The 19,138-nt window shown below is 66.5% G+C and carries 33 protein-coding genes; 5 read left to right on the top strand and 28 right to left on the bottom strand.

Annotated elements, in window-relative coordinates; all coding sequences use genetic code 11:
* Positions 1 to 3 precede the first annotated feature (3 nt).
* From GV007_RS13880 to GV007_RS19415, 28 genes are all read right to left on the bottom strand, one after another.
* A complete protein-coding gene (locus GV007_RS13880) occupies positions 4 to 1,662 on the bottom strand; it encodes a terminase (protein ID WP_160073445.1) in 1,659 nt (552 codons plus the stop codon).
* A 14-nt stretch (positions 1,663 to 1,676) separates the two neighbouring features.
* Complete coding sequence (locus tag GV007_RS13885) at positions 1,677 to 2,015, bottom strand: hypothetical protein (protein ID WP_160073447.1); 339 nt, start codon at positions 2,013 to 2,015, stop codon at positions 1,677 to 1,679.
* Positions 2,016 to 2,170: 155 nt separating this feature from the next.
* The gene (locus GV007_RS13890) at positions 2,171 to 2,428 is read right to left on the bottom strand and encodes a hypothetical protein (protein ID WP_160073449.1); all 258 of its coding nucleotides are present in this window, start codon (positions 2,426 to 2,428) and stop codon (positions 2,171 to 2,173) included.
* Positions 2,425 to 3,054, bottom strand: coding sequence for a hypothetical protein (locus tag GV007_RS13895; RefSeq protein WP_160073451.1), 630 nt, complete (start codon positions 3,052 to 3,054; stop codon positions 2,425 to 2,427). The genes GV007_RS13890 and GV007_RS13895 overlap by 4 nt, the downstream gene beginning before the upstream one ends.
* Before the next feature lie 17 nt (positions 3,055 to 3,071).
* Complete coding sequence (locus GV007_RS13900) at positions 3,072 to 3,374, bottom strand: HNH endonuclease (RefSeq protein ID WP_160073453.1); 303 nt, start codon at positions 3,372 to 3,374, stop codon at positions 3,072 to 3,074.
* A gap of 236 nt (positions 3,375 to 3,610) precedes the next feature.
* Positions 3,611 to 3,844, bottom strand: coding sequence for a hypothetical protein (locus tag GV007_RS13905; RefSeq protein ID WP_160073455.1), 234 nt, complete (start codon positions 3,842 to 3,844; stop codon positions 3,611 to 3,613).
* A gap of 57 nt (positions 3,845 to 3,901) precedes the next feature.
* Entirely contained in the window at positions 3,902 to 4,984 is a 1,083-nt protein-coding gene (locus GV007_RS13910) for a GTP pyrophosphokinase (RefSeq protein WP_160073457.1), read from the bottom strand.
* Between the two features lie 226 nt (positions 4,985 to 5,210).
* A complete protein-coding gene (locus GV007_RS13915; RefSeq protein WP_160073459.1) occupies positions 5,211 to 5,498 on the bottom strand; it encodes a hypothetical protein in 288 nt (95 codons plus the stop codon).
* On the bottom strand, positions 5,495 to 6,232 hold the full coding sequence (locus GV007_RS13920) for a hypothetical protein (RefSeq protein WP_160073461.1): 738 nt from the start codon (positions 6,230 to 6,232) through the stop codon (positions 5,495 to 5,497). The genes GV007_RS13915 and GV007_RS13920 overlap by 4 nt, the downstream gene beginning before the upstream one ends.
* A complete protein-coding gene (locus GV007_RS13925) occupies positions 6,225 to 6,392 on the bottom strand; it encodes a hypothetical protein (protein ID WP_160073463.1) in 168 nt (55 codons plus the stop codon). The genes GV007_RS13920 and GV007_RS13925 overlap by 8 nt, the downstream gene beginning before the upstream one ends.
* On the bottom strand, positions 6,385 to 6,873 hold the full coding sequence (locus tag GV007_RS13930) for a hypothetical protein (RefSeq protein ID WP_160073465.1): 489 nt from the start codon (positions 6,871 to 6,873) through the stop codon (positions 6,385 to 6,387). The genes GV007_RS13925 and GV007_RS13930 overlap by 8 nt, the downstream gene beginning before the upstream one ends.
* Positions 6,874 to 6,922: 49 nt before the next feature.
* On the bottom strand, positions 6,923 to 7,237 hold the full coding sequence (locus GV007_RS13935) for a hypothetical protein (protein WP_160073467.1): 315 nt from the start codon (positions 7,235 to 7,237) through the stop codon (positions 6,923 to 6,925).
* Positions 7,234 to 8,424, bottom strand: a complete 1,191-nt coding sequence (locus GV007_RS13940; protein ID WP_160073469.1) for an AAA family ATPase — start codon at positions 8,422 to 8,424, stop codon at positions 7,234 to 7,236. The genes GV007_RS13935 and GV007_RS13940 overlap by 4 nt, the downstream gene beginning before the upstream one ends.
* On the bottom strand, positions 8,421 to 9,131 hold the full coding sequence (locus GV007_RS13945; RefSeq protein ID WP_160073471.1) for a helix-turn-helix domain-containing protein: 711 nt from the start codon (positions 9,129 to 9,131) through the stop codon (positions 8,421 to 8,423). The genes GV007_RS13940 and GV007_RS13945 overlap by 4 nt, the downstream gene beginning before the upstream one ends.
* On the bottom strand, positions 9,128 to 9,553 hold the full coding sequence (locus tag GV007_RS13950; RefSeq protein ID WP_160073473.1) for a hypothetical protein: 426 nt from the start codon (positions 9,551 to 9,553) through the stop codon (positions 9,128 to 9,130). Before GV007_RS13950 ends, GV007_RS13945 begins: the two co-directional genes overlap by 4 nt.
* Positions 9,553 to 9,759 (bottom strand): hypothetical protein, encoded by a 207-nt coding sequence (locus GV007_RS13955; RefSeq protein WP_160073475.1) that lies wholly within the window; start codon positions 9,757 to 9,759, stop codon positions 9,553 to 9,555. The genes GV007_RS13950 and GV007_RS13955 overlap by 1 nt, the downstream gene beginning before the upstream one ends.
* A complete protein-coding gene (locus GV007_RS13960) occupies positions 9,756 to 10,289 on the bottom strand; it encodes a hypothetical protein (RefSeq protein WP_160073477.1) in 534 nt (177 codons plus the stop codon). Before GV007_RS13960 ends, GV007_RS13955 begins: the two co-directional genes overlap by 4 nt.
* A gap of 1 nt (position 10,290) precedes the next feature.
* Positions 10,291 to 10,650 carry a hypothetical protein gene (locus GV007_RS13965; protein ID WP_160073479.1) on the bottom strand — a complete coding sequence of 120 codons (360 nt, stop codon included), beginning with the start codon at positions 10,648 to 10,650 and terminating at the stop codon, positions 10,291 to 10,293.
* A complete protein-coding gene (locus tag GV007_RS13970) occupies positions 10,650 to 11,555 on the bottom strand; it encodes a hypothetical protein (protein WP_160073481.1) in 906 nt (301 codons plus the stop codon). The genes GV007_RS13965 and GV007_RS13970 overlap by 1 nt, the downstream gene beginning before the upstream one ends.
* A complete protein-coding gene (locus GV007_RS13975; protein WP_160073483.1) occupies positions 11,552 to 11,761 on the bottom strand; it encodes a hypothetical protein in 210 nt (69 codons plus the stop codon). The genes GV007_RS13970 and GV007_RS13975 overlap by 4 nt, the downstream gene beginning before the upstream one ends.
* Entirely contained in the window at positions 11,758 to 12,579 is an 822-nt protein-coding gene (locus GV007_RS13980) for a hypothetical protein (protein ID WP_160073485.1), read from the bottom strand. Before GV007_RS13980 ends, GV007_RS13975 begins: the two co-directional genes overlap by 4 nt.
* A 3-nt stretch (positions 12,580 to 12,582) precedes the next feature.
* Positions 12,583 to 13,002: a hypothetical protein gene (locus GV007_RS13985; protein WP_160073487.1), complete on the bottom strand. Its 420-nt coding sequence runs from the start codon at positions 13,000 to 13,002 to the stop codon at positions 12,583 to 12,585.
* A complete protein-coding gene (locus GV007_RS13990; protein ID WP_160073489.1) occupies positions 12,999 to 13,424 on the bottom strand; it encodes a RusA family crossover junction endodeoxyribonuclease in 426 nt (141 codons plus the stop codon). Before GV007_RS13990 ends, GV007_RS13985 begins: the two co-directional genes overlap by 4 nt.
* Positions 13,421 to 13,678: a hypothetical protein gene (locus GV007_RS13995; RefSeq protein ID WP_160073491.1), complete on the bottom strand. Its 258-nt coding sequence runs from the start codon at positions 13,676 to 13,678 to the stop codon at positions 13,421 to 13,423. The genes GV007_RS13990 and GV007_RS13995 overlap by 4 nt, the downstream gene beginning before the upstream one ends.
* A 276-nt stretch (positions 13,679 to 13,954) precedes the next feature.
* Positions 13,955 to 14,203, bottom strand: coding sequence for a hypothetical protein (locus tag GV007_RS14000; RefSeq protein WP_160073493.1), 249 nt, complete (start codon positions 14,201 to 14,203; stop codon positions 13,955 to 13,957).
* On the bottom strand, positions 14,200 to 14,409 hold the full coding sequence (locus GV007_RS14005) for a helix-turn-helix domain-containing protein (protein WP_160073495.1): 210 nt from the start codon (positions 14,407 to 14,409) through the stop codon (positions 14,200 to 14,202). The genes GV007_RS14000 and GV007_RS14005 overlap by 4 nt, the downstream gene beginning before the upstream one ends.
* Positions 14,406 to 15,173, bottom strand: a complete 768-nt coding sequence (locus GV007_RS14010; protein WP_236558505.1) for a phage regulatory protein/antirepressor Ant — start codon at positions 15,171 to 15,173, stop codon at positions 14,406 to 14,408. Before GV007_RS14010 ends, GV007_RS14005 begins: the two co-directional genes overlap by 4 nt.
* Complete coding sequence (locus GV007_RS19415; protein WP_328809484.1) at positions 15,170 to 15,562, bottom strand: helix-turn-helix domain-containing protein; 393 nt, start codon at positions 15,560 to 15,562, stop codon at positions 15,170 to 15,172. Before GV007_RS19415 ends, GV007_RS14010 begins: the two co-directional genes overlap by 4 nt.
* Here GV007_RS19415 and GV007_RS14020 point away from each other — a divergent pair.
* The 5 genes from GV007_RS14020 to GV007_RS14040 all read left to right on the top strand — a co-directional run bounded on the left by GV007_RS14020 (position 15,519) and on the right by GV007_RS14040 (position 19,111).
* A complete protein-coding gene (locus GV007_RS14020) occupies positions 15,519 to 16,004 on the top strand; it encodes a helix-turn-helix domain-containing protein (protein ID WP_160073499.1) in 486 nt (161 codons plus the stop codon). The two genes, GV007_RS19415 and GV007_RS14020, sit on opposite strands and share 44 nt — an antisense overlap.
* Positions 16,005 to 16,032: 28 nt before the next feature.
* A complete protein-coding gene (locus tag GV007_RS14025) occupies positions 16,033 to 16,455 on the top strand; it encodes an ImmA/IrrE family metallo-endopeptidase (protein WP_160073501.1) in 423 nt (140 codons plus the stop codon).
* Positions 16,409 to 17,512, top strand: a complete 1,104-nt coding sequence (locus GV007_RS14030) for a site-specific integrase (RefSeq protein WP_160073503.1) — start codon at positions 16,409 to 16,411, stop codon at positions 17,510 to 17,512. Before GV007_RS14025 ends, GV007_RS14030 begins: the two co-directional genes overlap by 47 nt.
* 153 nt (positions 17,513 to 17,665) lie before the next feature.
* Positions 17,666 to 18,208, top strand: coding sequence for a DinB family protein (locus GV007_RS14035; RefSeq protein WP_160073505.1), 543 nt, complete (start codon positions 17,666 to 17,668; stop codon positions 18,206 to 18,208).
* A 75-nt stretch (positions 18,209 to 18,283) separates the two neighbouring features.
* Positions 18,284 to 19,111, top strand: a complete 828-nt coding sequence (locus tag GV007_RS14040; RefSeq protein WP_236558506.1) for an SDR family NAD(P)-dependent oxidoreductase — start codon at positions 18,284 to 18,286, stop codon at positions 19,109 to 19,111.
* Positions 19,112 to 19,138 lie beyond the last annotated feature (27 nt).

A 19,138-nucleotide genomic window follows, 5' to 3' on the forward strand; every position in this document is an offset into this window, starting at 1 on the left:
CTCCTAGAAGTCGACCGTCGCGAGGTTGTCCTCGGACGGTGCTACATCGGTCCGCCGAACCATCTCGGCCTGCGGCGGCGGAGGTGGTATCTCCTCCGGCGGAGGGGGCGGGAACATCTCGAACGCGTAGAGCGCGTCACTCAGGGCGGCAACCGGCGCCACGTCGACGGGCGACTCGAACAGATCCCAGACGGGCATCTTCGAGAGCAACTTCGTCGTGCCGTTCGCGACCGCCATGTTCACGGGCGGCTGGTCCAGGTGGCGGAATCCGGCACCCGTGGTGCGATCGCGGAAGCGGCCGGCCCCGTTGAGGAGCGCGGTCTTCGCGATCGCGTGGACCGTGAAGCCCTTGTCGGTGAGTGGCTTGATGAAGTCGGCAGCCGGGCAGCCCGAGGCTTGGATCGCGACCTCACTGACGCCCGTCTTCTCCCGGATCGCCAGCGCGTAATCGACGACCCAGAGGTTCCCGGAACCCTGCTCGATCAGCTCGAGGTGCTTGAGGCCGTCCTCGCGCTCCCCGACGACGCCGATGAAGCTCATCGACCGATCGCCGGACTGCGAGATGCCGAGCACGCGCCGCGAGCCCGGAGCGATCTGCGAACCGGGGTGGATCATGTCGCCGTCGTCGTCGAACGTCGGCGCATCCGCGAGGTCGCCCCAGTCGTCGGGATCGACGAACGGCTTCGCTCGGGATGTCACCCACTGGCAGAGACACTCGGTGCGGTAGCCCGCTTCCTCCATCGAGGGAGGCATGTCAGCGAGCACCGTCTGCACGGTGATGGCGCCGTACCCGATCGAGGGGTTCGCCTGCAGGATCGCGTCGACGTCGTCGAGCGCGCACCCCTCCGGAGCCGACCAGTCGAACAGAGCCAGCGACGAGTCGTGGCTGTTCGCCCAGTCCTCGGCAGCCATGAGGCCACCGTCGACGTACGTCTCCCACGACAGCTGCAACGCGATCGCCGCGTCACGCTGCGCCTTGAGGACGACGGCGTCGGTGTCGCCGGCGTTCGAGATCCCCCACAGCTGACCAGACCAGAAGGCCTTCGTCGTCTGCGAGACGGCGTTCCACGCCTCCCACGTCTTCTGCTCGCGCATCTCGTCCATGAGGACGCGTGCAGCGGGCTTGCCTCGGGCGTTCTTCGCGGCGCGGATCTCGTAGTGAGCCCGCGAGCGAGCGACGACGTTCTCCTTGCCGTTCGTGTCGGAGACCTTCGCGGTGGCGTCCTGCAGTGCAGGGATCGCAAGCTCCGCTTCCTCGGCCGTCTCGGGGTCGGGGTCGACCCACATCTTCACGGCGTTCCAAGGCTCCCGAGCGATGTCGAGGTTCTGCGCGACGCCGACGACCTTGAACTTGAGCGGCGGCACCCGGTCGGGGTGGCGCGCCGAGTCCATGTACAGCCACCAGGCGGCGAGCACCGACGCGAGCGTCGTCTTCCCGTTCTGCCTGGCGACGAGCACGATCACGCGACGGAACCGGTACTGCCCGTCCTCGCGCAACTCGAGCGCGTGGATGAGGAGCCACTTCTGCCAGGGGTACAGCGTCACGCCCAGGATCACGAGCGCGAACTGGATCACCTCGAAGCCGAGGCTGGTCTCAGGCGTGAGCTTGCGGAGCGGCTTCGTCCAGAGGCGAGGCTCGGTGCGTCCGTAGACGGTCGTCACTCTGCCTCCTCGACTCAGCCGATGCCCTGCTCCTTGCGGAACGCGGCGAGATCATTCACTTGAGCGGTCGGCGTCTCGTCTTCGACCTCGGCGACTTCCACCTCGCGAGGTGGAGCAGGGTCGGGCGACGACACCGGGGCGCGCGACGACGACGCGTTGAGCACGCGACGCAGGTCTTTCAGCGCGGAGAGGTAGGCCGTGTACGTCCTCGACCCGCCGCCGTTGTCCATCTCGTCAGCGAGCGACCTGCACAGCTCGACGAGGGGCGCTTCCTCCGGGACGTGCGCGAGGCCAGTCGACCTCAGGAGACGCGTCAGGGCGGCTCTGTGCGCCCGTTTGGGCTTCCTGGGCATACCGACCCTCCCTGTGGTAAAAATCGCCCGCAGGTTCCGGGGGGAGAGGACCTGCGGACGCGGGAACCGGGCCGGGGTGGTCAGGTTTCTGGATTTTTTGACGGATCGAGGCTCGTGAGGACCGCCTGAGAGCCGCGAGGATCGATTTTGCGGGCCTATCGGCCTTCGAGCGCGTCCCTGAGTGTCACGGTGACTGCGTCGCGCTGTGCGGCGCTGAGGTCACGTGTGCCGTCGAGGGTGCCTTGGAAGACAGAGGCATCGGCTCCGTCACCCTCAAGCTCGTCGAGTGTGTGCACTCCCCCGTTGCGGTAGCAGTCCTCCTCGCGGAAGGCGTGCTCGCAGGTCATGAGCATGGGGTCGTTCCGGGTAGGTAGTGGTGGGTCGTGCATTGGTGCCCACGAGGGTCGGTTCATGGCTGCCTCCCTGCTGCGGTGATGGCCCTGTCGAGCATGGCCGAGGTGACTGCGCCTTGCGCGATGGCCGCTGGTACGTCCTCGCGTCGGATGCCCATGCCCTTGGCGAGCTCGGTGTAGATGGCTGGTCCCGCTCCGTCGTGCTTCCAGAGCAAAGCTCCGTCCGCGGTCGTGAGGTGGTCCGTCTCCTGCGTGCGGGCAAGGACGAGTTGTACGTCGATCTCGCGGGCCATGTCTCGCAAGAGGTCGGCGGCCTGCAGCTTGAGGTCGGCGCCCACGGTGACGCTGTCCGCGTTGCTGGCGACGACGGTGAGGTCGATGGGTGCTTCCCCCGTGCCGATCTCGATGTGCTCGTCCTGGCCTTCGAGGATGCCGTGAATAGTCACGCGCAGTGCGCCGAGGACGCCCACCTTGGTCGGCTCCGTCTCGTCGGCGTAGTGGATGGTCGCGTGGGGCGGGAGGTCCTGAATGTCGACCCCCTCGGCGAAGACGTCGAGGGTGACGCGCTTGCGGTCACCGCCCATGCTGGTGATGGTGACCTGTTGCCCAATGGCTGGCAATGGCACGCCGTCGATGTCGGGTGCGGCGCCGAGCGTGATGAGCTTTGCGGGCTTGGGGTATGCCATGTGGAGTGTCCCTTCCATCAGACCCAGGCTTGCGAGCGGTTGCCGATCGCGGGCCTGGGCGGCTTGTTGCTGCGGTCTCGGTTGCACTTCGCGTGTGAGGGCCGGAAGTTGTCCCAGTCCTCTTCGAGATGCGGGTGCGTGCTCACTGGGTAGAAGTGGTCGCGCTGGAATCGGTCGTCGTTCCGGTAGTCGTCGGACGGCGCGTCGTAGTCGATGGGGCGAGGGCAGAGCCAGCACGGCGCGTCCTCGCGGGCGCACTGCTCACGGAACGCGGCGAGGAGGCTCTTGCCGCGGCGGGTGCTGGTGTGGTTCTTCCCCATCACTCCCCCTCGAGGTCGGGGCCCGTCGCCTCCCCCGAGGTGACGGGCCCGCTTCCCTCTCACCGCTCGTCTGTGACACGACGCTGAGCTGGCGTCCCGCGGCCGTCCCGTCCTGCCCGGTCTCACGCGGGGGCGGGTGCACTGTCCGGATACGACGAAACCCCGGTGCGCGATGCGCTGCCGGGGCTTCTGAAACTGTGTCGATCTTTACTAAACAGGGTGAAGACGCTCCCCTGTCAAGTCGTGACGGAAATTTCTTTCTGAGATCGTCGGATGCGGTACGGGGTGACGGGGTTCGCGAAGGTCTTCTGCCTCCACCAGAGCAGCAGGTGCTCCTCCTCGACCTCCATGCGGCGACCAACGAAGCGCACCTGCATGCCGTCGCGGCGCCACGTCCGCAACGAACGAACCGACCTATTGACGCGGCGTGCTGCTGCACGCGTGGTCAGATAGGTCGGCTCTGTGTTCATGGGATTGATTATCCCAGGTGAGGCGGCGATTGGACGGACGTTCCACTGAATTCAGGGTCAGTCGTTCTCAAAGACTTCCGCGTGCGCATTCACAAACCGGGAAGAGACCCTGAGGTTCACATCATCAGCCAAATGGAACACTTTGTGAGCATCAGGTGCCACGCGTCCGACTCCATGCTGAGTAAGCAGTGTGTGGACGAACAGCGCGTTCAACGACGACCCCGGGGAAAGGTCGGGAACGTCTTGTGTCGCCCTTTCCCTTGAGAGGACGCTGAAATCGACCAGCTTCGCGCGGTCCTTCCGGAGTGCCGCGAGGACACTGTCCGTATCTTCAAAGCCCGCGCCTTTCAGATGACGCGCAAGCCGCGACATCGCCTTCACGTGCGGGGTTGGACCTTCCTCGACGCCGAGCTTCGCGCGAATCTCAGCATCCATTTCTCTTACGAACGGTTGCTTCAGAACCAGCGCTCGGATGGAGTTCGCGCTGATGGGCAAGTTCTCGCTCTTGGACACAGCACTCTCCTTCTGGCGCTTGTCCACTTCGAGGTCGATACGAAGCTGCTGGAAGTTTCGATCGAGCAATTCCAAGGCGCCAGAGATCGCCGAGAAGGTCCGCGTAAACTCGGCGGGAACATCGTCGCCCTGATAGCCCATGTCGTGCTCAATTTCGGCCCAGGCGTGCTGAAGTATTGTGCGGATCTGGATTTCAAACACCACATCCTTGAACCGAGCCCACTCGGGCAGCACCAGCCGACTGCCGGATGTCGAAACCTTGAGATGCACCGACGCGTATCCGAAGATGCGCGGATCGTCCGTGGTTCGCTTGTCTTTCACCTGGACAACGGTGAATTCACCTTGGAGTATCTCCGAGACGCGGTCCACTTGATCCGGGAAGTAGACGATCACCCGCAGGCCAAGCAGGTCGTGCAGGTCAGCCAGAGTCTCGTACTCTCCACCCGAGTTCTGCATCTTCCGCGTCGCGCTCTTGCGCGACTTGACTCGATAGCGCGCCGCGTGCACCTTGACCTCGTGCCCTCGGAGAACTTCCTCGATAAGGCTTTGCACTTTGCGGCCGAGCGCGTCGCGGGGCTCCGCGAGCTTGGAGTACTCGTCCTCGTTGTCGTTTTCGTTCTCAGCCACACACACCTCTTTGATCGAGTACACCCTACAGACGTTGAGGTCTCGTAAGAAGACACGAGCCATCGCTATCGACTTTTGCTCTCTGGTTTCGGTGCGGTGTGGCATTGGCAGGCGCCGCGCTTCCCGCATGGGGAGAACGGGCCGACCCAGCAGCAGTTGCGGTGGCAGGAACCCTTGAGGAGGTTCTTCGGGTGGGTGGGGCGGTCGGCGGCGCGGGACGGGCGGATCACGAGTCGTCCTCGTCAAGGTCGACGAGGTAGTGCTCGCAGGGCCGCACGTCCTCGCCAGTGGAGCGCCCGTCGTGGTCCAGCGGGGCGGGGTGCCGCACGTCGGTGATGCCGCGACTCAGAACGTGCTTCATCTGCCACGTCGTCTCGATGCGCGGCTCGCCATACATGCCGCTGATGTCCGTCAGGGAGGAGTAAACGCACCAGTCGTCGGATGGTCGCCCGGTGGACTTGTCGAGCAGTGCTGCGTCGCGCTCGGCGCACGTCAGCTTCGAGATCCGGCTCATGACGCTTGCTCCCCTGCTCGCCCGAACTCCTCGAACGCTGCCTGCACCTGCACCTCGAACACGAGACGCGGGTCGAATGCGGGGGCGGGGAGGTGGCAGGTCTTGCACTGCACTTTCGCGGTGCCGTCGTCCTGCCAGTCCACTTCGACGGTGTTCGTGCCGCACACGATGCACGCAGCCCGCGCTCGGCGGGGTCTGGCGTCGTGCATGCCCGCGAGTCCGCGGCCCTTCTTGACGGCGTCGACGACCTCGTCGTGGATCTGTCCCACGTCGGCGAGGTAGGCGACGGACTCGAGGTAGCGGAGCATCCACTCCGCCGCGTCGGCGACCGCTGCGTGTGCGTCCCGTGGGGTCATGACAGCTCGGAGTCCGCCGGCGTTCATGTCCGCCGCGAGCCGCTGGTGGGACGTTTCGGGGCCGGCGACGCCCATGATGCGGATGCACTCGTCCGTGTTGCGGGCGATGACTTCGTGGATGGTGTCGGCCGCTTCGAGGTGGGCGATGGAGAACGGGAGGCGCTGCTCGTGCGACCCGTCCACGCGGATGGCCTCGAAGTCGACGGCCTGCAGAGCGGGGATCACCTCGGCGCGGAGCTGTGAGACGACGTTCGGCGCCCACGACAGGTGATCGCGGAGGCGCAGGAAGCACCACTCGCACAGCTGCCCCCTGGTTGCCTCGGACGGGCCGGACTCGTCGCCGTCGGTCCAGGTGCAGCCACGGATGCAGTCAGCCACGGGACACCGCCCAGTCGCCCGCGATGACCTGGCGAGTCACGACGACGCCCTCGTACTGGCCCGAGGCGGTCCGCGCCTGCTCTTCGCTCGAGCATCGGAGGATATGGGCGGTCTCGCCGGTGTCGATCGAGATGCCCCACTCGGTGATGCGCTCAGCCACGGGACACCTCCCGAGCGGCTTCGAGAGCAGAACGGATGAGTGCCCGCCCTTCGAGCGCCGAACCGTACAGGATGTGCTCGGCGCGATCGACCTCCGCGTCGGTGACCTCGCGGGCCTCCGGGTGGACACGGCGACCGCCGACGATGTGATGGTCCGTGATCGGTGTCCCGATGCCCTCGCCGGAGAAGCAAGGTCGCCCGCTGTGGAGATCGCGCTTCACTGCCGCCGTCCGGGTCTCGCCGCTGTCGAGCGTCAGCACCCAGAGGTCACCAGGACGCGCGTCCTGCCATGAACCGCCCGCGCTCATTTCCTCGCGGGCCTCGGGTTCGAGAGCGAGCGAGCCGCAATCAACAACATGGAGTGCTGTCGGATAGCGCAGGTCGCATCCGCATGATGAGCAGCACTCGTCCCGTTCGGGTCGCTTCGCGCGCTCGTCGGCCCTCACCCGGTCAAGCAATGACCACGCCGCATCCCACGACATGCCCCGCTCAACCAGGGGCGCAATGAACTCGAGGCGCTCCTCCTGCCGCTCAGCCACGAGCCACCTCGATCCCGAGCGAAGCGAGCGCGGCGGTCAGAGCGAGCTTCGACATAGTCGGAGACGGCGTCTTGTCGAACTGGGCGTAGACGGCCTTGAAGTGGCCACGAGCAATCTCGAACTCGGCCGCTGGGATCACCCGGACGGGCATCGCCACACCGAGCTCGTTCGCTTTCGCCAGCACCTCACCGACGGTGTGCGCATCCAGGGCGCACCCGTTCGCGAACATGCGCACCTTGTCGTCGTCCTCGCGGTTCATGTCGACGGTGCAGCCGTCGGCGTCGAAGAGCGTTCGTGTGTCTTTCATCGGTTCCAGTTCCCTTCGTCTGGGATCTGCCACGGCAGACCCGTTGATGCCTTGACAAGCCGGTGCGGCCAGAGGCGTTCCTCGCGGTTCCCGCGCCACGGCACGAGCTCCGCTTCCAACGGCTTCCCCCGCGCCGGCTGCAAGCCCAGGCCGAACTCCGGCCACCCCAGCAGCGCGGACGAACCGCGAGGCGCGAGGTTCCTGGCGCCCTTCCCGTTGTCCGACTTCCCCGCGTGCGCCTCGATCAGCAACGCGATGCCGCGGTCGCGGATCGTGTCCAGCGCGGTGAGCACGGGCGCCGCGTCGTCGTCGTTCGTGATCGACCCCGGCACCAACCGGTAGAGGGGGCCGATCATGACGATGTCGAGTTTGTGCCGGTCGATGTACTTGTGCAGCTTCGCGAGGTCGCGGGGCTTCGTGATGTCCCCGCGGGGGATCATCTTCGCCGCGAAGTGATGCTCCACGGAGGCGTGCGCCTGAGGGTCAGGGATGCGCCTCGCCAGGTTCAGGAGGTTGCGCGTCCACTGACGTTCGGTGTTCTCCGCGTCGATCACGAGCACCCGCTTGGGAGGCATCTGCTCATAGTCGCGGAACGGATGGATGCCCGCGGCGGCAGCGAACACGAACTGCCTCAGGAGGGCGGTCTTCCCGAACCCCTCCACGCCAGTCAGCATGAGCCGGTCCTGGCGTTCGATGAGGCCCGAGATGAGCCAGTCGTGCTCCACCGGCATCGCGATGAGCTCGTTGAAGCCCAGCAGCTTCCCCTCGTCGACGACCTGCTTCTGCTCGACCGCCTCGAGACCTTCCTTCGCGGCCCTGATCGCCTCCCCCGGGTCGCCCTCCGCGTCGTCCCGCAGCTTCACGGCGACGGCAAGGAGGTCACGGGCGGACGCCTCACGCGCCACCTGCTCCGCGTAGAACCCCACGTTCGCGCCCGTGAACACCTCTGAGGTCCACGCGTGCAGATCGTGCGCCTCGATACCGCGGATGCCCCACTCCTGCAGCTGCAGACCGACAGTCATCGCGTCGATGCCCTGCCCGCGCTCCCGCATGGTCAGCATGCGCGAGTAGATCTCGCCCAGGCGGACGTCCCCGAAGTCGCTCGCCTCGACGGCCTTCATCGCCTCCGGGAAATACTGCTCCTCGAGGAGGAGCGCAGCGATGACCGACTGCTCGACGGTGATCATCGCGCCCACTCCATGTCGTCGACGTAGCCGCGCTGCGGAGCAGCCTCGGCGCGCTGAGGCAGAGGTTCGTCGTCCCAGCGGCCCTTGTTGAGCCACGACGACGGGTGCGGGATGTACTGCTTCTCGGGGAGGTTCGGATCGGCAGCGAAGCGGGCCGCGCCCTCCACGATGTACTGAGCCGGTGTCGAGCGCGCCGCCTTCGCGAACGCCTTGCGCGCATCGACCTTCCCGACCTTGCGCGGGTAGACCTCGTAGAACTTCTCGAAGAGTTCCTCTGTCCGGTCGCTCTCCCCCGGGTTCTTCTTAACGGGTTCTTCTTCTATAAGAGGAGTGGCTTGCAGGCTGTGGCCGGTCGCTACGTCTCCGGTGGCCGGTCGCTTCGGAACCGACCGGACACCCATGGCCGGTCCCTCCTGTGGTTTCCCGTTCGGGTGGAGCGTGTAGCCGTCGGGCAGCCCGTTGCCCTTTCCTCGCGAGTTCGCTCGGCGAGCGACCCGCTGGATGAGGCCGCGCTCCTCGAGCTCGGCGAGCCATCGGCGCACCGATCGCTCCGACACCTCGAGTTCGCGTGCGAGGGTCGCCTGCGATGGGTGGATACCTCCGGGGCCCGATCGTGATGCGAGTGCCATGAACACGGACACCGCGCCGCGCGAGATGCTCGGGTCTCGGATGATCCAGTTCGGCACAGCCGCGAATCCTTCAGTCATGCGGCCAACCTCCATTCGTCGTATTGCGGCCCGTAGATGTCACGCATCGTTGCGAGGGCCTGCTGTTCAGTGATGTGCATGCGGGCACCCATGATGAGGACGCACCAGATGCGTTCGACGGCGTAGTAGACGGGCACGTCGCCGACGAGGTTCATGCCCTCGCGTTTGCCCTTCTCCTGCAGCCAGCGGGGCACCTTCCACCCGTTGAGGAGCGCCCCCGTCTGCAGGAACCCCTCGAAGGCTTCGTTGCAGATCAGGCACGCGGTGAGGAGTTCCGTGGTCGTGGGGCGGAGCTTCGTGCCGCCCATCCCCACCGCGGCCCGGTGCTGCACGGTGAGCAGCTGCTCTCCCCCACACCGCACGCACCGGAACACGTCCCGCGCGTAGACGGCTTGCCGGTCGGCCGCGGTCGGGTCGGCCATCAGATGACCTGACTCGGCGGGGTCGCGGCGTAGCGCTTCTCCATGTCGGCGAGCGTGAGCTCCCCCTCGAGTTCCTGGATCCGCGCATCCTTCTCCGCGCACTCCTGCTCGAGGCGAACCGCGATGCTGCGTGCCCGGTCGCGTTCCCCGCGGAGCTTCTTGTTCGCGTTCGCGAGGTTCGCGAGGCGACGAGTGCGGGCGCTCACGACTCCACCGGCCAGACCCGGACAGCTTCGACCGGACCGGGCAACGACATCGTCGGGATCAGCGAGTTGGACGGCCCTACCAGAAGGTTGCTGCCCTTGTGCTCGAATGGACGCCATTCCTTCATGAGCCCGTGTTCGACGTTGCGGATCATCCACACGTCTCCCTCTTTCGACTCCGCGTAGGGCATCGGCTCCGGGTGGGCGGCGAAGTACTTTCGGGCGATGACGACACCCCACGTCTCGCCTTGCTCATTGACGCCATGCTCGGCTTCTTCGCGGGTGTACGTCGCGAAATCACCGAGCCGCTTCACGCTCTGGACGATGACCTTCCCGCTGCCGTTGAATTCCTGAACCACGAGACCCGGATCGTTTGGGGGCCGCCAGAGCTTGAAGCTCTCGTCGTGCTCATGCAGGAAGAACGCACGCAGAGCATCGACGTCCTCCGCGTATAGGTAGTCCCCGCTCGGCAGGCTGTAGATCCTGCCGTTGTCAGCGATGTGGAGCGCCTGCTCCTGTGTTTCGTCTGCCATCTCAGTGGCCTCTCCCGGAGCCCGAGGCCCCGTACATCTGTGTGACTGATTTCAAAACGGACTGGTACGCCGACAGGCGCTTCTCGAGCGACTTCAACCGCCGCTCCGTGGTCGAGAACCCCACCTGAGCGACCTGCGCCGCCGTGCGGAGATCAGCGGTCGCGATCTCCGCACGGATGCGCTTCTCGGTCGGTGTCCCCTTGGCCTCGAGGTAGGCGTTGTTGAACGCCCGCCGCGCGTCCTCAGCGGTGTCCTTCGCCTGTTCCTCCCACTGCGAGACGATCTCGACGCCCTTCTCGATCTCGGCAGCGGCCGCGAGGATCGCCGCCTCGACCTCGACTGGGTTCACCGGCTCGTTCATCAGCGGAAGTTCTCCGGCAACGTCCCGAACTCCTCGCGCTCCTCACGCGTGAGGCCGAGCGGGTTCCCGACGAACGGCTCCGTGTCGTCCGGAGCGACGAGCGCCATCGGAGCGTCCTCCTGGGGCGGCTCCGTGGCCTCCTCCGGCGCTGGCTCCACCTCGGTGGCATCCTCGGACGGTGCCGGCGTCTCAGGCTCCTCAGCGGGCTCCTGCGCCTCGCGTTCGGCCTGCTCCTTGAGCGCCTGCGCCGGCTTCTTGCGCTGGATCGTTGCGCGCTTCGGCTTCGGCTTCTCCGCCTCGGTCGCAGACTCGGGCACGACCGAGCCGTCCTCGAGCTCCTCCGCCGCGTACAGACCCATGAGCATGTCCGACGCGATGAGCCGGACGAGCTCCGACGTGGCGCGAGCGAGGAGCATCGCCTTCGGCTGCTTCTTCCAGTTGTCCTTGCTCGTGAGCTGCAAGTTCCGAGCACGGTCCATGTCCCACTCGGACTGCTGCACCCGGTCATCGCCCTTGCGTCGACCAGCGACGATCGCGCGCTGCGTCGTCGACTCCTCAACCCATATCTCATGACCAGCCGCCTGCGCCAAACCACGGAGCGTGTTCGCCCGGAACGCCGGGGTGCCCTGGATGACGTCGATAGCTCGCAGCGCCGCCATCGGATCCTTGATGCCGACCCCTCGAGCGGCCATGATCGCGGCCGTCGCGTTCCCCGGGTTCCGCTGGTACTGCTGCGGGACGAACGGGGTCTGCACGAGTGAGCAAGCGAACGCGTAGACGATGTGCATGTTGCGGCTGAACTCGAGGAGGTCGTTCGACGCGTACTCGACCTGCTCGAGGTACTCGACCTCGGTCGGTGCGACGGACTCCTGAGCTTCGAGTTCCGTGTTGGTGGTGTCGGTCATCTGCCGATCCCTTCTGTGAATGTGGTGCGGGGCGTCTCGATACCGAGTGCCTTGTTGGCGTTGGCGTGTGCGTCCTTGGAGTTCCAGAGAGCGCGTTGCGCGATCAGGTCGACCGAGCGGACGCGTTTGCGGAGGGCCGAGACCTGGAAGCCCTGCCAGACGATCGCGGCGGCCAGGACGAGCACGAGGAAGCCGAGCGGAGTCATGCCGCGACCCTCGGGCGCAGCGGCGCGCTCTTCCACGTCTCCGCCACTTCCTTGTCGGAGATCGACCGAGCAACCCCGGCCGCGTGAGCGAACGCCGCCCACGTGTCGTCCGAGCACTCCATGTCGTAGACCTCGTACCCGTCCGAGCGGATCCAAACCGCCCACGTGTCCGTGATCCCCAGCTGGGAGATCAGCTGCTCGCGCTTCTCCGCGTCCAGGTAGTGGGTGGCCTTCGCGTACGCCGTCAGCTGCAGCGCCGTCTCCGGGTAGATGCCCGTGCGGTTCGTCTTCCAGTCCGCGAGGATCACCCGCCCCGGGAAGAGCTTCGAGCGGAGCAGCAGGTCGAACGTGCCCCCGTACAGGGCGCGGTCGTGGAAGACCGACGTCTCCGTGAGGATCACCTCGACCTCGAACTCGTCGAGGAACTTCACCGCCGACTCGACGTGACCGCGGATCTCCGTCGGCACCTCGACCTCCTCGCCGTGCGCGATCCGCTCGGCCAGGTCGTGCACTTCCGTGCCTCGCGCCTTCGCCTCGTCGGAGATCGCGTACCGGGACTTGCGGAGCGTCTCGTTGCGCTTCGAGAGGGGAAGCTCGGCGAGCTCGTCCCAGTGGTCCGTCGCGTAGTCCGAGGTGGCGTTCGCCGCCCAGTACACGAGGGCCGGCTTCGGGATGCCGTTCGACAGGATCGTCGTGACGCCGTCGAGCTTCACCTCGGAGCCGTCAGCCTGGCGGAGGTAGTAGGCGTGGTTCTTGCCGTACTTGCGCTTGCGGAAGCGGCTCGTCGACGTGGGCTTGGGTGCTGTCTTCGTCGCCATGGTCTACGCCGCCTTCGGGCCGTCGTCCTCGGGGGTGTCCGAGAAGTCCGGCGTGAGGGGAGGGAAGTCGGAGACGGTGGCCGCGGGGGTCTCGTCGATGTCCAGTTCGGCGTCGTCCGAGTCCTCCTCGGTGCCGTCGAGGTCGAGCTGCGCGTCACCCGTTCGTGCCGAGGTGAGCCGGTTCAGCGTCTGCACGAGGTGCTTCCGGTCGTCGCCCTCCGCCACCTCGATGCGAGTGATGCGAGCGATCGCGGACGGCTCCCCCGTCACGTCGTCGTGCGCCCACTTCTTGCGCTGGATCTCGACGACAGCGATCGTCGTCTCGGTCGGCCCGCCCTGCTCGAGGAACGTGTCGTAGTGCTCCTCGAGGCCGTTCGTCTCGTTGCCGGGGAGTCGGCCGGAGAGCTGGAAGTTGCTGGTCATGGGGTTTCTCCTTCTTCGATACGGGACACGCGGACGCGCACCCCGGGGGTCTCATGGGGCAGCGCGTAGCGCTTGCGTTCGGCGGACTCGACGATCTGTGCGTCGTCGTGGAACACGCCCGCCTTGGTCATGGCGTCGTTCGTGCTGCGCAGGATCTTGTCCAGGTCGGGCGACGTCGTCGGGAGGCCGCGCTTCACGGTCTTCCCGCGCGGCATCCGGAACACCATCTGCACGAGCACGGGGATGTGGGGGCCGTAGCCGCCCTCTGCTGGCACGGCAGCTCGAGCGGCCTTCTCGACCGCGTCCCGCCATGTCTTGAGGCTCTTCGGGTTCTTGTCGATCACGCGGGCCTTGCCACCCACGGTCACGGCGGTCTTCGAGCCCTGGGCGCTTGGGAGGCCGTCGACCTCGAACTCGATCACGGCCACACCTCCGCAGCCGGCTGCCAAGCGAACCGGGCCGGGTCGCTCCGGCCAGCCGTCAGGGCGAGCGCCAGAGCGAAGATCCGAGCCTGCGACGAGCCGAAGAATCCGGTCGCCCACTGGATCTCGGGATCCGCCTTGTGCGTGGCGACGATGCCCCAGTTACCGTTCGGCTTCTTCTTGACCGAGTACCGCCAGACAGGAGCCTGGGACGGCTTCGGTGCCCGTACTGCGGGCGTTTTTGGGTACGACAATTGATGCCCCCTTCCAGAGGGGTGAGATGGGGAACGGCTCAGAGAGGCCGGGAGTCCAGCGAGTCGGCGAGAAGACCGACCCGGCCGCAGTAGGCGCAATGCCCGCGGCGGGGATCTTCGAGAGCGCCGTGCAGACACGGAGCGCAGATCTCGAACCAGGGAGCGGAGCAGCCTGGGTTGTTGCAAGTGATGAGGTGTGTCGCTGTTCTCCCGCAGACCTTGCGGCCGCAGAGGATCGGGGGAAGTTTGAAGTCGAGGGCGTCTAGGAGGGCTGCGTCATCGGCCATTCTCGGACTCGATCGCGTCGTCGGTGACCTGCTTATCGCGGTGCCAGTCCGTCTCCTCGTCGATGTACCCGTGAGGGTCCATGTCTCGGTCGTACGGATCGACGTCGAGTTCCTCGTCATCCGCCGGGCCGTAGTCCATGACGAGCGTCAGGCGCTGCAGCATCTCGTTGAAAAGGTAGATGCCGATGACCGCGAGCGCGAGCGCTGCCCACGTCTGGAGGGGCGTGAGGGAGATCACGACGCCACCTGCTGCGCGTCGAGCCATGAGGCGATGTCGCTCGGCTTGTAGCGGACGAGACGACCGACCTTCGTTGCCTTCGGACCACGGTGACCGTTGTCCTTGTCATCCAGGTACTTCCACTCTCGAAGGAGTCCGACACGGGTGCCCAGCTGGGCGGCCACTTCCTCGGTAGTGAGGAGCGTCTCGAGCACTGTGGCGCTCATGAGGCCACATCCAGATCGAGACCGTTGCTCGGGCGGTATCGGTCGATGAAGTACTGCTGTCCGCGCCCTGTGACCTTGGTCGTCTTCGACACGAGCACGGACCCATCAGGCTGCTGCCTCGTGGACTCCTTGATCTCGAATAGACCAAGCTCCATCGACTTCTGCGTCGGCATGTTCCGATCCGAGCCACGGCGAGCTATGAGGTACCCCTCCTCGCGGAGCCTCTCGAAGAGGCGGTTCTGACCGATCAGTACGCCGTTTCCGCGGAGGATTTTTGCCAACTCCCCGATGAGGATCGTCGTCGGGGAGGCAGCGACCGCGTCGGCGAAATGCACCTTGGGAGCATCCGCCGCGACCTTCGCCTCGAGCGCCGAGCGCGCCTCGACGGAGGAAGCGAGTTCGCGGAGCGCCGACGCGTAGTCCCGAGGCAACTGCGGCACCTGCTCTCGGGCCATCTCGTAGAACGCCTTCACGAGCGCCTTCTTGAACGTGCGCACCTGCTCCGTGTTTCGCTGGTACGTCATCAGGAGCGTCGCCTGCTGCTCGTTGAGGAGAGCGACGCGCGTCGACTTTGCGAAGCCACCTTGGGGAAGCTCCTGACCCTTCCGCATTTCAAATGCGAGTGGGCCGAAGCCCTCAAAGTCAGCGCGGTTGTTGTCGACGAGTTGGAGCACGGCGCGGTGTTCGACGCCTGCGCCTTCCGCGAGAGCCTGAGACGTGACGACGAGCTCGCCGTCACGTCGGGTGATGTCGAGCGTGCTCATGCCGCCATCTCCTCTCCGAAGAAGACCGACGCCTTGACGCCCAGAACGTCCGCGAGTCGAAAGATCTCGTCGACGGTGAAGGCGTTGAGGCCGCGGAGCTTGCGTGAGAGCGCCGACTGGCTGATGCCAAGCTGCTGCTCGATGGACGAACGGGAGATGTCACTGCGAGCCATGCATGCACGAACTTCTGCGGCTACCCGAGAGCGGCGTGCTATCACTCCCGAGGCTGGGGAAGCATGTCCCTGGAGGTTGATTACGTTCTTCATGTGCAGAACGCTAGGTCTCACGTGAGGCATTGTCAACGTGGAGTACCCAAATATGCAGAAGTGATCTAATGTTGTCCACATGAAGAACGGAAAGGCCGCCAACGCGCGCCTCATCGGCCCCATGACGGAAGCTGTCGCGAGCGAGCTGCGCGCCGAGCTTGGCCGCCAGAAACGAAGCGCTAAGAGCCTCGCGGAGTCCGCCGGGTTGACGCGCTCGACCTTGCACAAGACACTCAACGCGCAGCGCGCTATCGATGTTGACGACCTCTTCCACCTGGCCGACTTGCTGAACGTGAGTCCGAGCGAGCTATTCGAGAGAGCTGAGGTTCAGGCCCGCAGGCACCTGGACGACGGTCTCTTCCTCGCCGAGCGACTCGGCGTCACACAGGAGGAACTCGACGCCGCGCAGGAGGAGAACAACGCCTACCTCAAGCCCGACGAGTCCCTCGAGGACCTGATCGAAACCGTGACGCCGACCCCAGTGATCGACTTCCCACAGCACGAGCGGAAGTGGGCCGCCCACGGCCCTGACGTCGGTGGCGAGATTGACCCCGACACGGTCTGATGTCGGTGGTCGGTCGCATACTCGCCGCATGGCGAGATGGGACCCCTACCAGCAGGCGAGACGCCTCAAGATCGAAGTCGAGCACGTCGACGACGAACTCGACGGTGATCTCGGACGCTGGTACCCGCACGAACGGAAGATCGAACTCACCACCGGCCTCCTGCACCGCACGGAGAGGTCCGTGCTCGCCCACGAGCTCGCGCACGCAATGCTCGGACACCCAGCCGGCGACGACCCCAAGCGGGAGCGCCAAGCGGACCGGTGGGCGGCGCTGCGCCTCATTGACCACGACGAGCTCCTCGAGGCTGAGGTCGCTTCCCCGGACCCTGGTCAGTGGTGCGTGGACCTCGAAGTCACCCCGCGGCTACTCCACGTCGCTATGCACATCTACAAGGGACGACACCATGGCCACCATCTCCAAGTACACGACCGACGTCGGGCTGCGCTATAGGGTCCGCTATCGGAAGCCGGACGGCAAGCAGACCGACAAGCGCGGGTTTCGCACGAAGAAGGAAGCCGAGGCGTTCGCGAACACCGTCGAGGTGTCGAAGCTGCGCGGAGAGTTCGTCACCGAGGCGGCAGGGCGGGTCACGGTCGGCGAGCTCTGGCCGCGGTGGATCGCCACGAAGCAGGGCATGAAGGAGTCGTACAAGCGCACCCTCAACGTCGCGTACTCGACGCACGTCGAAGCGAAGTGGGGTGCCGTGCCGGTCGGCAAGGTGAAGCGCTCCGAGGTGCGCGAGTGGGTGCACGGCATGGCGAAGTCGGCGAGCGTCTCGCGCCGCGCGCACGGGATCCTCGCCGGGATCCTGGACCTCGCCGTCGACGACAAGGCGGTGCACGCGAACGTCGCTCGAGGCATCCCACTGCCGCGCAAGGTACGGCAGAAGCACGCCTACCTCACCGTCCCGCAGCTGGCGACCCTCGCCTCTCACGCGAAGGCCAACGCCGGCATGGTGTGGTTCCTCGGCACGACCGGCTTGCGGTGGGGTGAGGCGGTCGCGCTGCGTGGCAAGCATGTCGACCGCGAGCGGCGCCGCATTCGCGTGGAGGTGTCGGCGACGATGGTCGGTTCGACGCTCGTCCCGGACACCCCGAAGGGTGGTGTCGCTCGTGACGTGCCCGTGACGAAGTTCGCGCTCGAACGCGTCCCCAAGGCGCTCCCGGAGGCGGTCCTGCTGCCGGTGCCGAGCACGGGCCGTATGCGCACGTACTCCCCCGGCTCCGAGTCCTGGTTCTCCGGCGCGCTCACCCGAGCCCAGGCGGAGGATCCGAAGATCCCCGACCTCGTCATCCATGACCTGCGCCACACCGCGGCGTCCATCGCGATCTCGTCGGGCGCGAACGTGAAGGCCGTGCAGCGGATGCTCGGGCACACGTCCGCAGCGATGACTCTTGACGTCTACAGCGACCTCTTCGAGGCGGATCTCGACGCGGTGGCGGATGCGATCGAGGCGAAGCTCGCTGCAGAGTGTGGGCAGAATGTGGGCACTGGGGCTGCGTCCTAGCCTCTGAGGCCCCGTCTCGCTTGCTATTCCGGGGCAGTCCGTTCGGAACCCCGTAGGGTTCGAGTCCCTCCAGGGGCACTGTTCATTCCGTGCGGCAGTCTGCGCACCTGGCAGACCCGCGGATCGCCGGATGCCGGTGCCTAGACTCGAACGATGACGACGATCTTCGACGCGCAGAACCGCCCCGAGCCGCCCCTCGGCGAGGACGAGTGGTCGACGCTCAACGGCTTCCTCGAATTCCACCGGGCGACGCTCGCCTGGAAGCTCTCGGGCCTCGGCTCGGCCGAGCTGTCGAGCACGCTGCCGCCGAGCAGCATGACGCTCGGGGGCCTCGTCAAGCACCTCACCTACGTGGAGGACGACTGGTTCGGGGTTGTCCTCTTCGGAGAGGAGCAGCGCGAGCCGTGGGCTTCCGTCGACTGGACGAAGACCCCGGACTGGGAGTGGGACGCCGCGAGCGCGCAGGAGCCAGCCGAGCTGATCGCCGAGTGGGAGGCGTCGGTTGCACGCGCGCGAGCCGCTGCGGAGCGTGCGTTCCGCGACGGGGGCCTCGCCTACCCTGCCGCGAAGGGATTCTCGGACGGCCGGATCCCCCGCCTCCGGTGGATTCTCATCCACATGGTCGAGGAGTACTCCAGGCACAACGGCCACGCCGACCTGCTACGCGAGGCGATCGACGGGAGCGTCGGCGAGTAACGGGCCCGGCGCCGCGGCCCGGCTCGTGCTGCGTCGATACACCGTCCGGGGAGGATCATCGCCTAGCGTCGAGCTATGAGCACAGCGCAGACCTGGCTGATCACTGGCGCGAACCGCGGACTCGGACGCGCCCTGACGCTCGCCGCACTGGCCGCGTCGCACAACGTCGTCGCAACGGTGCGCGGCGAGCACTCACTCCCGGAGCACGACAGGCTGCTGGTCCTCCCCCTCGACGTCCGGGACCGAACGCCGGCCTTCGACGTCATCGAACGGGCCTCCTCGCACTTCGGCGCGGTCGACGTTCTCGTCAACAACGCCGGGTACGGCCTCATCGGCGCGGCGGAGGAGGTCACTGAGCCGGAAGCTCGCAGCATCATCGACACCGACCTCCTCGGACCGCTCTGGCTCAGCCAGGCGGTGCTGCCCGGGATGCGGGCACGTGGCGCCGGGCACATCGTGCAGATCTCGACGGTCGGCGCGGTCGGCACCGTGCCGACGCTCGGCCTCTACAACGCGGCCAAGTGGGGGCTCGAAGGCTTCAGCGAAGCGCTTGCAGCCGAAGTCGCCGGCTTCGGCATCCGCGCGACGATCGTGCAGCCGGGCGAGCTCGGCACCGACTGGGCCGGAGGCAGCATGCAGTTCAGCACGCCCAACGGCGCCTACGACGACCTGCGCACGCAGCTCTTCGGAACGCCGAGCGTCCCCTGGCCTGCGCCGCCGGCCGGCGTCGAGCCGAGCGGCACCTCCCCCGCGTCCGCGGCGGAGGCGATCCTCTCGCACGTCGGCGACCCCGGCGACACTCGACTGCGTGTGCTCATCGGCGACGACGCACCACCCCAGGTGCACGCCGCCCTGACCGCCCGCCTCGACGACTACGGCAAGGACGCTCGCTTCCCCCAGTGAGATTCGGCCCCACCGCAGCGATAGCTG

This window comes from Pseudoclavibacter sp. 8L (assembly GCF_902506465.1).
In the GTDB taxonomy this organism is placed as follows: Bacteria; Actinomycetota; Actinomycetes; order Actinomycetales; family Microbacteriaceae; genus Pseudoclavibacter.